Here is a 15,770-nt window from a genome sequence, read left to right as displayed (position 1 = left end):
TATGCGACTAGGCCTTCAAGAAAACGTGAATTATCTTAATTCACATGCATTAAGCCATTAGGCTGGTTTTTTAGTATACATAGTACTGCAATGATTATTCATTAATGTCTTCGTAGCTGATGCCCATTGCGTCCATTAATGCTTTTGCTTCTGCAGGTAAATCGTCAGGACGATCTTTACGAATATCATCATCAGTGGGAAGCGGTTGGCCTGTGTAGGCATGAAGAAAAGCTTCACAAAGTAATTCGCTATTTGTTGCGTGGCGAAGGTTGTTCACCTGACGACGAGTACGTTCATCAGTCAGAATCTTAAGCACCTTTAATGGAATCGAAACAGTAATTTTTTTTACTTGTTCGTTTTTCTTACCGTGTTCCGCGTAAGGGCTAATATATTCGCCATTCCACTTTGCCATGTTTTACCTTCTCAGCGATATTGGGTTAATAATGGTGGTAACAGGAATCGACACTCTCTGTTAGCAACGGGGGATTGTAGGGCGGCGATATTACGTTAACATCGCGGTTTTGTCCCGTATTGAACAGAAAAATTACAGTAAGGTTGTTACCATTATTTTGTTATGGCTGAATTTTAGCGGGATTTACTGCCATAAGCAAAGACATATAGACGTCCAGATGTGTTGACGTCTTGTTTTGTAGTGGTTAAAGTTGTTATAAATTTATTATCTTGGATTTAAATCCTGCCCGACAAGGAATGTTTGTATGAGTGATAAGCGACTTGCGACAATTGCAGTAAGAACCGGTATTGATGTTGACTCGCAATATAATGCTGTTGTTCCTCCGATTTATTTAACATCGACCTATAGCTTTCCTGCTTTTGGCGAAGTACCGCAATATGATTATTCTCGTTCGGGCAACCCAACAAGAAATACGTTAGCTGACGCGCTTAGTGAGATGGAAGGCGGTGCAGGTGGTGTTGTAACCAGTTGTGGCACAGCAGCGATGAATTTACTCGTTACTGCATTACTAGGCCCTGATGATTTAATAGTTGCGCCGCATGATTGTTATGGCGGTACTTATCGATTATTTAATACTCGTGCCAATAAAGGTGATTTTAAGGTTGAGTTCGTTGATCAATCTGATCAAGAAGCACTTGCAGTCGCTTTAGAGAAAAAACCTAAACTAATTTGGGTTGAAACGCCGTCTAACCCATTAGTACGTGTGATTGATATTACGGCGCTGTGTCAGCAAGCGAAAGCAGTGGATTGCCTCGTTGCTGTCGATAACACTTTCTTATCGCCGCTACTACAACAGCCAATTGAATTAGGGGCTGACTTCGTTGTTCACTCAACAACTAAGTACCTTAATGGTCACTCAGATGTGGTGGGTGGGGTGCTGATTTCTAAAGACGCTGAAATGGCAGAAACCATTGCGTGGTGGGCAAACTGTATTGGTGCCACTGGTGCGCCATTTGATGCTTATCTAACTTTGCGAGGCCTACGTACATTATCACCACGTATGAGAATGCATGAAGAGAATGGCGTAGCAGTGCTAGATTATCTTCAGCAACAAGCGATGGTGGGTACTATTTATCATCCAAGTCTTCCATCACATCCTGGTCATGAGATTGCCAAGCGCCAGCAAAAAGGTTTTGGCTCTATGATGAGTTTTGAGTTTGCGGGTGATCAAACTCAGCTTGAAGTGTTTGTGAAAGAGTTAAAACTGTTTTCATTGGCTGAATCATTAGGTGGAACAGAGAGCTTAATTGCGCATCCATCAAGTATGACTCACCGCGCAATGTCAGATGAAGCACAAGCAGAAGCGGGGATCACAACCTCATTATTACGTCTTTCGGTTGGCCTTGAAGACCTTCGTGATCTTATCGACGATCTTGATCAAGCCTTTAAGCTCGCGGCGGAGGCTCACTAATGACAAAAGCATTACGCCAATTACATAAATTTGGCGGTAGTAGCTTAGCCGATCCTGAGTGCTATCGCCGAGTAGCGGATATTCTGGCAGAGTATTCAAACAATGAAGATTTAATTGTTGTTTCAGCCGCAGGAAAGACAACAAATCAACTTATATCATGGTTAGCGCAATTAGAAAAAGATGGCCGTCAAGCCCATGAAACCTTGTTATCTGTGCGCAGTTATCAGCAACAATTAATTGAGTCTTTGCTTTATTCACCGACAGCAGAACGTTTGATTGAATTGTTACATGATGATCTCTCAACGATTGCTCGTTATGGTGAAAGTACCATCAGCCCAGCGCTTCGAGGCACCATTCAAGGGTATGGTGAAGTATGGTCTGCACGATTATTGGCAGCATTGCTTAGTCAGCGTGACTTACCCGCCAAAGATTTGGATTCTCGGTTATTTTTACGCGCCGAGCACGCCGCACAGCCAGAAGTTGATAGCCGATCGTCGAAGCCATTATTGCAACAGCAGTTTGCGCAGCATAGCCATCACAGATTAGTTATCACAGGTTTTATGGCCCAAAATGAGCAAGGGGAAACCGTTTTACTTGGTCGTAATGGTTCTGATTACTCAGCGACAATTATTGGTGCTTTAGCGGATGTTTATCGAGTCACGATTTGGAGTGATGTTGCTGGGGTCTATAGTGCTGATCCACGTAAAGTTAGCGATGCCTGTTTATTACCGTTATTACGATTAGATGAAGCCAATGAGCTGGCTCGTCTTGCTGCCCCTGTTTTGCATAGCCGTACATTACAACCTGTGGCGCAAAGTTCGATAGATTTAACGTTGCGCTGTAGTCATCAACCAGAATCTGGTTCCACGCGAGTTGAACGTGTTCTAGCATCAGGCCGAGGGGCAAAAATTGTCTCTTCACTTGATGATGTGTGTTTGATTGAAGTTGATGTTCCTCGTGGTATGGATGTGCAACATGTACGTGAAGACGTTGAGCGTTTGTTGTCGCGTCATCAGTTAGCGCCGTTGGCGCAAAGCCTAGAGCAGAGTAAAGGCCGTATTATGCTGGCTTATACTCGAGAGGTGGTTAATGACGTATTAAATTTACTGCAAGATAGTGGCACACCCGCAGAATTACGGTTGCGAGAAGGCTTTTCGATGGTCGCTGCCGTGGGGGCTGGGGTGATCAATAATCCTATCCATTGTCATGGTTTTTATCAGCAGCTAAAAGGCTTACCGGTTGAGTTTATGACTGAAGCGGATTCAGGGCTAAGTTTGGTTGCTGTATTACGTCATGTTGAAACAGAAAGCCTAGTTAGTGATATTCACCAAGCGCTCTTCCAAGCTCAAAAACGAGTCGGGTTAGTACTCTGTGGCAAAGGCAATATTGGTAGCCGTTGGCTTGAGTTATTCGAACGAGAGAAATCAACGTTAGAAAAACGTCATGGTTTAAGTTTCACTTTGATAGGGATCCTCGATAGTCGTCGTTGCTGGATGAGCTTTTCTGGTATAGAGCCCTCGCAGGCACTGACCCAATTTGAACAAGAAGCAATTGAGTATCAAGAGAATGCACTTTTCTCTCACATTGCGAGTGCTGATTATGACGATGTGATTGTGCTTGATGTGACCGCAAGTAGTGATCTGTCAAAGCGTTACCCTGAAATTGCTGAACACGGTTTACATTTGATTTCAGCGAATAAAGTGGCGGGATCTGCCAGCAGCAAGGATTATCATGCGGTGATTGATGCATTCGCGAAAAGCAGTCGTCATTGGTTGTATAACGCGACGGTTGGTGCTGGGCTTCCGGTGAATCATACTGTTCGTGATTTACGAGAGAGTGGCGATCAGATCATCGCTGTTTCTGGTATTTTCTCAGGCACCTTGTCTTGGTTGTTCCAACAGTATGATGGTAGTGTGCCATTTTCTGAGTTAGTAGAACAAGCATGGCAGCAAGGACTCACTGAACCTGATCCTCGCCATGATTTAGATGGCAGTGATGTGATGCGTAAGCTTGTGATATTAGCTCGTGAATCAGGTCTAGACATTGAGCCTGAGCAGGTTAAAGTTGAAAGCTTAGTCCCAAGCGATCTTGCAACATTATCTGTTGAGCAGTTTTTTGAACAAACCCAAGTACTTGACGAGATTTTAGCCGAGCGATTAGAAAGTGCACGTGAGGAAGAAAAAGTTTTGCGTTATGTTGCTCGATTAGATCGGCACGGAAAAGCTTATGTTGGTGTTGAGGCATTACCCCAAGAGCATGCGTTAGCTAATTTACTTCCATGCGATAATATCTTTGCGATTGAAAGCCATTGGTACCGTGATAATCCGTTAGTGATTAGAGGACCTGGAGCGGGGCGTGATGTGACGGCTGGTGCATTATTATCAGATATAAATCGGCTTGCATGTTTATTGTAACGGTTTGACAAAAGATAAAAAGTCCGCTTATTTGCGGGCTTTATCTTTTAAATAATGCTGGGTTGTAAATGATTTTTGCTGAAAAAAATAAGCCGCAGTAAAACTGCGGCTTAATTAGTTTGTTAGAAATAGTCAGGACTATAGCGCGACGGAACTACCGTTGCTGTCCATATCTTTTAGTTCAATAAGTACTTCTTCAGCCCAGTCAATCCAAGCTTGGCGGTTATGTAACCCACGACGAAGTGTTAAACGATCTAAGCGTTGTTGACGATCCATTGACTTGTAATCGCTGAAATGGATTTTTTCTAGCTCTTTGTAATGGCCGATCAGTGTTTGAGATTCATCGATCAATGCAGCAAGTTGTTTTTGCATTGGCTCTGAATTATGAACACCGCAAACTAACAGCTTTGCTGAGAACTCATCACGAGTTGTAGGATTACGTGCTGGTTCTTCAAACCAATTAAATAATGCTTGGCGACCCGCATCTGTGATTGCATAGACTTTACGATCAGGCTTACCCTCTTGAGGTTCAAGTCGACATGTTACTTGATCGTTAGTAGCCATCTTATTTAGTTCACGATACACCTGTTGGTGGCTCGCTTTCCAAAAATAGCCAATACTATGAGAAAACTCTTTAGTTATATCATAACCCGTTGCTTCTCTGTTGCTCAGCACGGTTAAAATTACGTGTGGTAGTGACATCTCTTCTATCCGTTAAATACGTCAAATAAAAATAACAACCGAACTAGATTACAGACGCTTCGTAATGGCGTTTTTATTTATAATCTTAATATCTTACAGTTTGGTTGAGACCGCATACAATATCATTAATTTGCTCAATATCGATACTTCAATATGAAATATCTGATAGACAGGCTTGCAAATTTATTATCTTGTGACCTTACTTCGATAGCGATAAAACGCTCGCACCATTAGCGATTGAATAATCTTATACATCATCGCTCATATCGAAGTTACAACTATCATAGCTCTGTTAAGAAACCTTATGCTGTATCAATATTGAGACAAAAAAGCTTTTTCTTAACATATTGATAAATAACGGGCAAAAAAAGGGCCATAAAATGGCCCTTATAAATTATTGCGATTTGCTAGCCAGTATTGCGCATTCCTGTTGCAATACCTGCAATAGTAACCATTAATGCTTCTTCAAGTGCTGAAGGTAGTTCTTCCTGCTGTCGAGTTCGATATAACAATTCTGCTTGTAGCATGTTAAGAGGTTCAACATAAATGTTGCGTAATCGAATTGATTCTGCACCCCAAGGGTCTTGTTCCATTAAGTGATCGTTATTTTCAACCGTTAATACCGCTTTAATATCTTTACCTAATTGGTCTCGAAGTCTTTGACCTAAAGGCCATAAAGACTCATCCGTTAGACGCTCGTCATAGTATTTAGCAATACCTGTATTGGTTTTGGTGTAAACCATTTCAAGCATACCTAGACGTGTAGAGAAGAAAGGCCACTCTCGACACATATCTTCTAACAATTTAGCGTGCCCTTTATCGATTGAGTACTGAATCGCTTCACCAGCACCTAGCCATGCGGGTAGTAATAGGCGATTTTGACTCCAAGCGAAAATCCATGGGATCGCACGTAAGCTTTCTACGCCACCTTGTGGATTACGTTTCGCTGGACGAGAACCAAGAGGGAGTTTACCTAACTCAAGTTCAGGCGTAGCTGCACGGAAGTAAGGGACAAATTCAGGATCAACACGGACAACATTGCGATAGGCTTCACAAGAGACTTCAGACAACACATCCATTATTTCACGCCATTCTTGCTTAGGAGCCGGAGGCGGAAGCAGGTTTGCTTCAAGTGTTGCACTGGCATAAAGGCTTAGGCTATTGATTGCAACTTCTGGTAGACCTAGCTTAAAGCGGATCATTTCACCTTGTTCAGTTACACGTAAGCCACCTTTTAAGCTGCGTGGTGGTTGAGATAATAGTGCAGCATGTGCAGGTGCGCCACCACGACCGATGCTACCGCCTCGACCGTGGAATAAAGTAATTTCAACTCCAGCTTGTTCACAGACATCAACCAGTTTCTCCATTGCGCTGTATTGCGCCCAACCGGCAGACATGACACCTGCATCTTTAGCGGAATCTGAATAGCCGATCATGACCATTTGATGGTTTTGAATAAAGCCACGATACCAGTCGATATTCAGTAGTTGCTCAATAACATCTGCGCCATTATTCAAATCATCAAGTGTTTCAAACAACGGACACACGTCCATTCTAAATGGGCAACCAGCTTCTTGTAGAAGTAAGTGAACAGCTAGTACATCAGAAGCCGTACGTGCCATTGAGATGACATATGAGCCTAATGCTTCACGGGATTGTTCAGCAATGGCTTTACAAGTCTCAATGACTTCTTTGACATCTGGTGATGGTTGCCAATCACGAGGAAGAAGCGGGCGTTTAGATGATAGTTCTCGAACAAGGAAAGCAATTTTATCTTGCTCGCTCCATTGATCATAATCACCCAAGCCAAGATAACGAGTAAGCTCAGAAATTACATCAGAATGACGGGTGCTTTCTTGGCGAATATCTAAACGGACTAAGTGTACGCCAAAGCATTTTACGCGACGTAATGTATCAAGCAGTAGGCCATCAGCAATAATAGCCATGCCACAATCATGCAGTGATTGGTAACACGCGTACAGTGGATCCCACAGTTCAGAGACATCTTGAATAAGAGTATCGGTTGCTGGTTTTTGACCATGGATTTTCGCATCAAGATTGTCACGTGTATGCAGTAGCTTGGTACGTAATTGTTTTAAGATAGCACGGTAAGGTTCATGTTCTTCACCGGCAAGTTTACGTACTGTTTCGTTACACTGAATCATGGATAATTCGTTGATTAACTCTTGAATATCAGTGAGGTAAAGATCGGCTGCTTTCCAGCGTGATAAGAAAAGCACTTCACGTGTCACATTTGAAGTGACAAATGGGTTACCGTCGCGGTCGCCACCCATCCAAGATGAGAAAGTGACTGGCGATGCATCAAGGGGCAGTGCTTCGCCGAGGTGTTGCTGTAATTTTTCATCAAATAGACGAAGAAATTCTGGTACCGCTTGCCATAGCGAATTTTCAATAACGGCATAACCCCATTTTGCTTCATCAATAGGGGTTGGACGTTGCTGACGAATAACATCTGAGTGCCATGCTTGTGCTATGAGTTGTTCAAGACGCTGCTCAACACGCGCTCGTTCAGAGGTTGATAATTCGCTAAGCTCTAATTGAGATAAACATTTATTAATCTGTACCAATTTGTGGATCATGGTACGTCGAGCTATTTCTGTTGGGTGTGCTGTTAGCACTAAATCAATATTAAGCTCACGAACGGCTTCAATAGAATCAAGCTGATTAACATCATTATCGGTTAGCTTATTGAATAGCTCATCGAGTGCACCAGGGCTGCATAATGTGGTTTCACATTGGCGAGAGATCGTATGGTATTGCTCTGCAATATTCGTGAGATTTAAGAATTGGCTAAAGGCACGAGCAACTGGAAGTAGTTGATCATCAGGTAGATTTTGAAGTTCATCGATAAGCTTTACTCGATCTTCTTCACTACCAGAATGTGCTGATTTAGATAGTTTACGAATAGTTTCGACTTTATCTAACAGTTCGTCACCATGTGCCGTTTTAATGGTATTACCAAGCAGGTGGCCTAGCATACTTACGTTACTTTTTAACGTGCTGTATTTCTCATTCATATCGCATCCATCTCGTAATTTAGTTACATCCAATTTAAACATCTAACAGACAATCTAGCCGTGATCTCACTTTGAGGTCAACTATCATTACATTTACAAGCATTAAAACCGTTCTATTTTGATTTTGGTCATAAATGAGATTGAAGTCTGTAATTTTGTTTCATTATTGCTCGTTTGCTAACAAATAACAGTTAGTAATAATATTGTCTCAAACTGATGTCAAATCGATGAATGATGAAAACGTTACAAAAAGATGAAGAAAAGGTTTTAAAAAGGATAACAAAGCAAAGGTTTTTAAGGCTTTCCTGTTGACAGTACGTTAATTAATCAGTAAACATATAAATGCAACGCAAACGAATAATTTATTGCTTTATTTAGCCGTAACCTGAGCAAGGAATGCCGGGTCTCCATTGTTAATTTAGGATGTTTTAACATGAACCAAGCGAAGCTTTTTACTCATACCTTCCGACGACGCTAAGTCATATTCGCTTGGTGCGTATGCACCCCTCATATTTGCTGTTTACAGCACACCTTGTTACACGTTACAGCTGCAAAAAGATAAAGACTCAAGCCATGTTTGCGCCTCAACGGTAACAATAATCATTAGACTAAAATGGAATTTGTAATGTTAAAGACTCTAATTATCGGTGCAAGCGGCTATACCGGCGCAGAGCTTGCGAAAATGGTGGTTAACCATTCTCACTTAGAATTAGCAGGGTTATTTGTTTCTGAAAATAGTCTTGATGCTGGTAAATCTTTAAGTGATTTGCATGGTCAATTGAAAGGCATCGTTGATTTACCGCTACAACCATTAGTCGACCCCAAAGCCATTGCTAAACAAGCAGATATAGTACTGCTGGCAACAGCACATCAAGTGAGTCATGACTTAGCTGCTGATTTTCTAGAGCAAGGCTGTCAGGTGTTTGATTTATCGGGTGCATTCCGTGTTAAAGGTGATGATTTCTACACCCAGTACTATGGCTTTGAACATCAGTATTCTGAATGGCTTGAGCAAGCGGTTTACGGTTTAGCAGAATGGAATTATGAAGCGATCGCAACGGCACAGCTAATTGCAGTACCCGGTTGTTATCCAACTGCATCGCAATTGGCACTTAAGCCTCTCATTGAAGCTGGTTTACTTGATACTGAGCAGTGGCCAGTGATCAATGCGGTGAGTGGTGTGTCTGGCGCAGGACGTAAAGCAACCATGACCAATAGCTTCTGTGAAGTTAGCCTGCAAGCTTATGGTTTGTTCTCCCATCGTCACCAACCAGAAATTAGTACCCATTTAGGTCGCGACGTTATCTTTACTCCTCATCTTGGCAATTTTAAACGTGGCATTCTTGCAACTATTACAGCCAAGTTGGCTGATGGCGTTACGCTCGAGCAGGTAACGGAAGCATTGAACCTTGCTTATGCATCTGCGGCAGATAAACATGCGGTACGTCTTTTAGGAACACAAGCGGCATGTTTACAAAATGTGGTGGGGACTTGCTTCTGTGATATTGGCTGGCAGGTGAATGGTCAACACATCATTTTAACCTCTGCGATTGATAACTTGTTAAAAGGAGCATCGTCGCAAGCGATGCAGTGCATAAATATTCGAAATGGTTTCCCGCAATTAACGGCTTTAGTGTAGGAGTTCGATAATGAATCAGGTTCCATTGGTCATTAAATTAGGTGGTGCAGTTCTTTCGTGTTCTGAAACCTTAGAAAAATTGTTTCTAGCGATTAACAGTTATCAAGAAAACTCTCGCCGTCCATTAATGTTGGTGCACGGTGGGGGGTATTTAGTGGATGACTTAATGGCGAAACTACAATTACCGACGATTAAAAAACAAGGTTTACGTGTCACTCCTAGTGATCAGATCCCCGTTATTGCAGGAGCACTAGCAGGTACCGCCAACAAGTTACTGCAAGGGCAGGCGATTAAATCTGGCGTTAAAGCGGTAGGACTCAGCCTTGCGGATGGTGGTTTGTGTGAAGTTTCACAGTTAGATCCTGAGTTAGGCTCAGTGGGTAATGCTAAGCCGGGTAATGGCACACTGGTTTCACAAATCATTGCATCGGGTTATATGCCAATCATTAGTTCGATTGGTTTAGATGCACAGGGCGAGTTGATGAATGTCAATGCAGATCAAGCCGCTGTTGCTGTTGCCGCTGCTGTTGATGGTGAATTGGTACTTTTGTCTGATGTGAGTGGCGTGTTAGATGGCCAAGGGCAGTTAATTGAAGTGTTATCAGAAGCTGAAGCGGAATCGCTGATTGAACAAGCGGTGATCACTGATGGCATGATTGTCAAAGTACGTGCAGCATTTGATGCCGCAAAAGCGCTAGGCCGTCCTATTGAAGTAGCGAGTTGGCGTTCCCCTGAAAAATTAACAGCATTATTTGATGGCGCAAGCATCGGTACCAAATTTACGTTGTAATTGAATTTTAGTTAACAATATTTAGCACATCGCCTGAACGGAATAACCGCAAGGCTGATAAGGAGAGCAGCACATGAGTAAGATTAATAAAGTTGTATTAGCCTATTCGGGCGGTTTAGATACATCGGCTATCATTCCATGGTTGAAAGAGAACTATGACTGTGAAGTTGTCGCATTCGTGGCCGATGTGGGTCAAGGCGAAGAGGAGCTAGAAGGCATTGAAGAAAAAGCATTGGCTTCAGGCGCTTCATCTTGTTACATCGCCGATCTGAAAGAAGAGATGGTAAAAGATTACATCTACCCATCATTAAAAACAGGTGCGGTGTACGAAGGTAAATATCTGCTTGGTACGTCAATGGCGCGTCCAATTATCGCTAAAGCACAAGTTGAGTGTGCATTGGAAGTGGGTGCCGATGCGCTATGTCATGGTTGTACTGGTAAAGGTAACGATCAAGTGCGTTTTGAAGGTGCATTTGCCGCACTTGCACCTCAGCTAAAAGTGATTGCTCCTTGGCGTGAGTGGGATTTACGTAGTCGTGAAGCATTGCTGGATTACCTTGCTGAGCGTGATATTCCATGTACCGCATCGCTTGAGAAAATTTACTCACGTGATGCTAATGCTTGGCACGTATCAACAGAAGGTGGTGTGCTTGAAGATACGTGGAACGCACCAAACGATCTCTGTTGGGTTTGGACAAAAGATCCAGAGCAAGCACCAGATCAAGCTGAAACGGTAACACTTAAGATTGAGCAAGGTGAAGTGGTTGCAGTTGATGGTGAAGCGATGACGCCATACAACGTGCTAACTTATCTCAATAAGAAAGGTATCGAACATGGTGTTGGTCGTATCGATATCGTAGAAAACCGCCTAGTCGGTATGAAGTCTCGTGGTTGTTATGAAACACCAGGAGGCACAATTATGATGGAAGCGCTACGTGCGGTTGAGCAGCTAGTGCTAGATAAAGAATCGTTCGATTTCCGTCAAACATTGGGTCTTAAAGCTTCTCACCTTATTTATGATGGTCGTTGGTTTACACCTCTGTGCCAGTCGTTGATTGCCGCAGCGGATGAATTAGCAAAAGATGTCAGTGGAGAAGTGGTAGTGAAGCTTTACAAAGGCCAAGCGACGGTGATCCAGAAGCGTTCTACTAACAGCTTGTACTCGGAAGAGTTTGCTACCTTCGGTGAAGATGAGGTTTACGATCACAGCCATGCTGGTGGGTTCATTCGCCTTTATTCACTAGCAAGCCGTATTCGTGCGCTAAACAGTCAAAAGAAATAATCAGTAACACACTCAACGGGGCTCCCTACTTATGCCCCGTTGAATTCACGCCATAACAAGATAAGCAAGTCGATACGCTGAGCAAAGGAGAGGTACCATGGCATTATGGGGCGGACGTTTTAGTCAGGCAGCTGACACACGGTTTAAACAATTCAATGATTCACTGCGCTTTGACTACCGTCTTGCTGAGCAAGATATTGTTGGCTCAATCGCATGGTCTAAAGCCCTTCGTCAGGTCGATGTATTAACTGAGCAAGAGCAGCAAAAGCTTGAGCTGGCATTGAATGAGCTAAAACTTGCTGTGATGGAAGATCCTGAGCAAATTTTACGTTCAGATGCGGAAGATATTCATAGTTGGGTCGAACAGCAGTTGATTGCTAAAGTGGGTGATTTAGGTAAGAAGCTTCATACCGGACGTTCACGTAATGATCAGGTAGCGACCGATTTAAAACTATGGTGTCGTCAGCAAGGCCAACAATTATTGTTAATGCTCGATCGCTTACAGCAGCAACTGGTGATGGTAGCTCGTGATCATCAAGCGACGGTTCTACCGGGTTACACTCACTTGCAACGTGCTCAGCCTGTGACTTTTGCCCATTGGTGTCTAGCCTATGTCGAGATGTTTGAGCGTGATTATTCTCGCTTAACCGATGCGCTCGATCGTTTAGATACCTGTCCGTTAGGCTCTGGCGCATTGGCGGGTACGGCTTATCCGATTGACCGTGAAGTATTGGCTCATAGTTTAGGTTTCCACCGTGCAACCCGTAACAGTTTAGATTCAGTCTCCGATCGCGATCATGTGATGGAGCTGCTTTCTACCGCTTCTATATCTATGCTTCACTTATCTCGTATGGCAGAAGATCTGATCTTCTACAACTCTGGTGAATCTAATTTCATTGAGTTGGCAGATACGGTGACATCAGGTTCATCTTTGATGCCACAGAAGAAAAACCCAGATGCATTAGAGCTTATCCGTGGTAAGTGTGGGCGTGTGTATGGCGCGATGACTGGTATGATGATGACGGTTAAAGCCTTACCGCTTGCATACAACAAAGACATGCAAGAAGACAAAGAAGGCTTGTTTGATGCGCTCGACAGCTGGCATGACTGTATGGAAATGGCAGCGCTGTGTTTTGATGGTATTCAGGTTAATAAAGACCGTACCTTAGAAGCTGCAATGCAAGGTTATTCGAATGCGACAGAGCTTGCTGATTATTTAGTGGCGAAAGGGATTCCATTCCGTGAAGCGCACCATATTGTTGGTGTAGCAGTGGTGGCAGCGATTGCCAAAGGTTGCGCACTAGAAGAGTTATCACTTGAAGAGATGAAGCAATTCTCTGACGTGATTGATGAGGATGTATATCCAATTCTGACCATTGAATCGTGTTTAGATAAACGTTGTGCACTGGGTGGCGTTGCACCAAATCAAGTGGATTACGCGATTAGTCAGGCTGAAAAACGCTTAGAAAAACGTTACTCACCAAGCGTGAAAGTGCGTGGCGCTCGCTTAACGGATCTTGATGCGATTGAAGGTATGGTGGTGTACTGGGCAGGGCTTGGTGAAAACTTACCACGTAATCGAAATGAATTAGTCCGTGATATTGGCTCGTTTGCGGTGGCAGAACATCATGGTGTCGTGACAGGTTGTGCGTCGTTATATGTCTATGATTCAGGGCTTGCGGAAATTCGCTCTTTAGGTGTTGAAGCGGGTTGGCAGCAGCAAGGACAAGGTAAAGCAATTGTTGAGCACTTGCTTGAAAAAGCTGAGCAAATGGCAATTAAGAAAGTCTTTGTTTTGACCCGAGTACCAGAGTTCTTTATGAAGCGAGGCTTTACTCCGACATCGAAATCCTTATTGCCAGAGAAGGTAATGAAAGATTGTGATCGCTGTCCTCGTCAGCATGCCTGTGATGAAGTCGCGCTTGAAGTGCGATTGGATCAAGAGCAGCGAATACCTACTGTTAATGTCGCTTAACGGTTAATTTGCACATTTCTACATCGAAAAAAGCCCTCATCAAGAGGGCTTTTTATTTGGAGAGTTGTTGCGGTTTTGTTTTTGCTCACCAATTAAACTGCAGGTTTTAATTGATGAGCAATCTGGACCACAATCCAGATAATACTTGAAAGCTTAGCCTAGGTAAGTTTCTAACTCTTCGCTACCACCGATATGCTTACCACCGATGAATACTTGAGGAACAGTGCTACGACCTGTAATTGCACGTAAAGAAACGGTTGTCGCATCTTTACCTAGAATAATTTCTTCATACTGTAGACCTTTGTCGATCAAGTTTTGTTTTGCTTTCACACAGAAAGGGCAACCAGGTTTAGAGAATACGGTAATTGATTCTTGTAACTTCTGCTCTGGCGCAATGTATTTCAGCATCGTGTCTGCGTCAGACACTTTAAACGGGTCGCCTGGTTCTTCATTTTCAACGAACATTTTTTCAACAACGCCATTTTTAATTAGCATGCTATAACGCCATGAACGAGCACCAAAACCTAGGTCATCTTTCTCAACCAGCATGCCCATGCCTTTAGTGAACTCACCATTACCATCGGGAATGAAAGTGATGTTTTCAGCGTCTTGATCGGCTTTCCATGCATTCATTACGAACGTATCGTTTACAGATACACATAGGATGTCATCGACGCCATTTTCAGCAAATACTGGTGCTAACTCGTTGTAACGAGGTAAGTGGCTTGAAGAACATGTTGGTGTAAATGCGCCAGGTAGACTAAATACGACAACAGTCTTATTAGCGAATAAATCTTCAGTTGTTACGTCAACCCACTGATCACCTTTACGTGTGTGGAAAGTAACTTGCGGTACAGCCTGACCTTCTTTAGATGCGAACATAATGTAATCCCTTAAAAATATAAATAAGTCTGATGTAATCGGAGTGTTTAATCATTTGCTCCATTTACTGTAGATATTATGTAACTTTACTCTTGATAGCTCCAATCGTTTGCTGCTATGGTTTCAATAGTCGAATCCTATTATAAGACATACTAATGAATATTCGTGATCTGGAATATCTTGTTGCTCTCTCTGAGCACAAACACTTTCGTAAAGCAGCCGAAGCCTGTTACGTCAGCCAGCCCACATTAAGTGGACAAATTAGAAAACTAGAAGATGAGCTAGGTGTTTCATTATTGGAAAGAACTAGCCGTCGAGTACTATTCACTGACGCAGGGTTGAGTTTAGTCGCTCAGGCACAGAAAGTGTTGCTTGAAGTCAAAATACTTACAGAACTTGCTAGTGTGCAAGGAGAAAGTATGTCGGGACCGTTGCATATTGGCTTTATTCCAACGGTTGGCCCGTACCTTTTACCGCAAATTATTCCAAGCTTGAAAGAAGCCTTTCCTGAATTAGAACTGTTTTTGCATGAAGCGCAAACCCATCAATTGGTTCAACAGTTAGAAGAAGGCAAATTAGATTGTATGATTTTAGCTGCGGTGAAAGAAAGTGAGCCGTTTATTGAGTTGCCATTATATGATGAGCCGATGATGCTAGCAGTGCCTGAAACGCACAAATGGGCAAAAGAAAAAGACATTGATATGTCTTTGTTACATGGTGAAAGTTTATTAATGCTAGAAGATGGGCACTGTTTGCGTAATCAAGCGCTTGGCTTTTGTTTTGCTGCAGGTGCGCGTGATGATGGCCGCTTTAAAGCCACTAGTTTAGAGACTTTACGTAACATGGTTGCAGCTGGCAGTGGTATTACGTTACTCCCACAATTAGCGAGCCCGAAGGAGCATTGCCGTGATGGTGTGTGTTATATCGCGGCAAAACATCCACAGCCAACACGCTTGATCACGTTAGCTTATCGTCCGGGTTCACCACTGAAAGCCCGTTATGAAAAGCTGGCTGAAGTCATTCGAGAAAAAATGCCAGAAGTTTTTGCTAAACATACCCAGTCATAATATCTACTTCGTTTACTGAAATAAAAAAGAGCGCTCAATGAGCGTAATGCCGATCAGTTAAGACAAAAATGATCAGTTGAACGATCCTATAGATGTGT

Annotated in this window: 11 protein-coding genes; 7 read left to right on the top strand and 4 right to left on the bottom strand. The window is 42.9% G+C overall.

Annotated elements, in window-relative coordinates; all coding sequences use genetic code 11:
* Positions 1-94: 94 nt before the first annotated feature.
* Positions 95-412, bottom strand: a complete 318-nt coding sequence (metJ, locus tag I3259_RS19030; protein WP_005371859.1) for a met regulon transcriptional regulator MetJ — start codon at positions 410-412, stop codon at positions 95-97.
* Positions 413-716: 304 nt separating this feature from the next.
* Between metJ and I3259_RS19025 the strand changes: the two genes are divergently transcribed.
* Both I3259_RS19025 and I3259_RS19020 read left to right on the top strand, forming a co-directional pair.
* A complete protein-coding gene (locus I3259_RS19025; protein ID WP_238031273.1) occupies positions 717-1,883 on the top strand; it encodes an O-succinylhomoserine (thiol)-lyase in 1,167 nt (388 codons plus the stop codon).
* Positions 1,883-4,297 carry a bifunctional aspartate kinase/homoserine dehydrogenase II gene (locus tag I3259_RS19020; RefSeq protein WP_238031272.1) on the top strand — a complete coding sequence of 805 codons (2,415 nt, stop codon included), beginning with the start codon at positions 1,883-1,885 and terminating at the stop codon, positions 4,295-4,297. Before I3259_RS19025 ends, I3259_RS19020 begins: the two co-directional genes overlap by 1 nt.
* 138 nt (positions 4,298-4,435) lie before the next feature.
* On the opposite strand, the gene I3259_RS19015 is transcribed toward I3259_RS19020, so the two are convergent.
* Together I3259_RS19015 and ppc are read right to left on the bottom strand one after the other, a co-directional pair.
* Positions 4,436-4,999 (bottom strand): PadR family transcriptional regulator, encoded by a 564-nt coding sequence (locus tag I3259_RS19015; protein ID WP_238031271.1) that lies wholly within the window; start codon positions 4,997-4,999, stop codon positions 4,436-4,438.
* Between the two features lie 407 nt (positions 5,000-5,406).
* Positions 5,407-8,037 (bottom strand): phosphoenolpyruvate carboxylase, encoded by a 2,631-nt coding sequence (gene ppc / locus I3259_RS19010; protein WP_238031270.1) that lies wholly within the window; start codon positions 8,035-8,037, stop codon positions 5,407-5,409.
* Positions 8,038-8,662: 625 nt separating this feature from the next.
* Between ppc and argC the strand changes: the two genes are divergently transcribed.
* The 4 genes from argC (at position 8,663) to argH (ending at position 13,723) form a co-directional block, all read left to right on the top strand.
* Positions 8,663-9,676: an N-acetyl-gamma-glutamyl-phosphate reductase gene (gene argC / locus I3259_RS19005; RefSeq protein ID WP_238031269.1), complete on the top strand. Its 1,014-nt coding sequence runs from the start codon at positions 8,663-8,665 to the stop codon at positions 9,674-9,676.
* 10 nt (positions 9,677-9,686) lie between these two features.
* Entirely contained in the window at positions 9,687-10,466 is a 780-nt protein-coding gene (gene argB, locus I3259_RS19000; RefSeq protein ID WP_238031268.1) for an acetylglutamate kinase, read from the top strand.
* A gap of 73 nt (positions 10,467-10,539) precedes the next feature.
* Positions 10,540-11,748 (top strand): argininosuccinate synthase, encoded by a 1,209-nt coding sequence (locus I3259_RS18995; RefSeq protein WP_238031267.1) that lies wholly within the window; start codon positions 10,540-10,542, stop codon positions 11,746-11,748.
* A 97-nt stretch (positions 11,749-11,845) separates the two neighbouring features.
* Positions 11,846-13,723 (top strand): argininosuccinate lyase, encoded by a 1,878-nt coding sequence (gene argH / locus I3259_RS18990; RefSeq protein ID WP_238031266.1) that lies wholly within the window; start codon positions 11,846-11,848, stop codon positions 13,721-13,723.
* A gap of 153 nt (positions 13,724-13,876) precedes the next feature.
* Here argH and I3259_RS18985 read toward each other — a convergent pair whose 3' ends face one another.
* Positions 13,877-14,605, bottom strand: coding sequence for a glutathione peroxidase (locus I3259_RS18985; protein ID WP_238031265.1), 729 nt, complete (start codon positions 14,603-14,605; stop codon positions 13,877-13,879).
* Positions 14,606-14,760: 155 nt separating this feature from the next.
* Here I3259_RS18985 and oxyR point away from each other — a divergent pair, with 155 nt between their 5' ends.
* Positions 14,761-15,672: a DNA-binding transcriptional regulator OxyR gene (gene oxyR / locus I3259_RS18980; RefSeq protein ID WP_238031264.1), complete on the top strand. Its 912-nt coding sequence runs from the start codon at positions 14,761-14,763 to the stop codon at positions 15,670-15,672.
* Positions 15,673-15,770 lie beyond the last annotated feature (98 nt).

Source organism: Photobacterium sp. Ph5 (genome assembly GCF_022129445.1).
GTDB lineage: Bacteria > Pseudomonadota > Gammaproteobacteria > Enterobacterales > Vibrionaceae > Photobacterium.
Note: the sequence above shows the minus strand (reverse complement) of the source record. Positions and strands in the feature narration are given on the sequence as shown.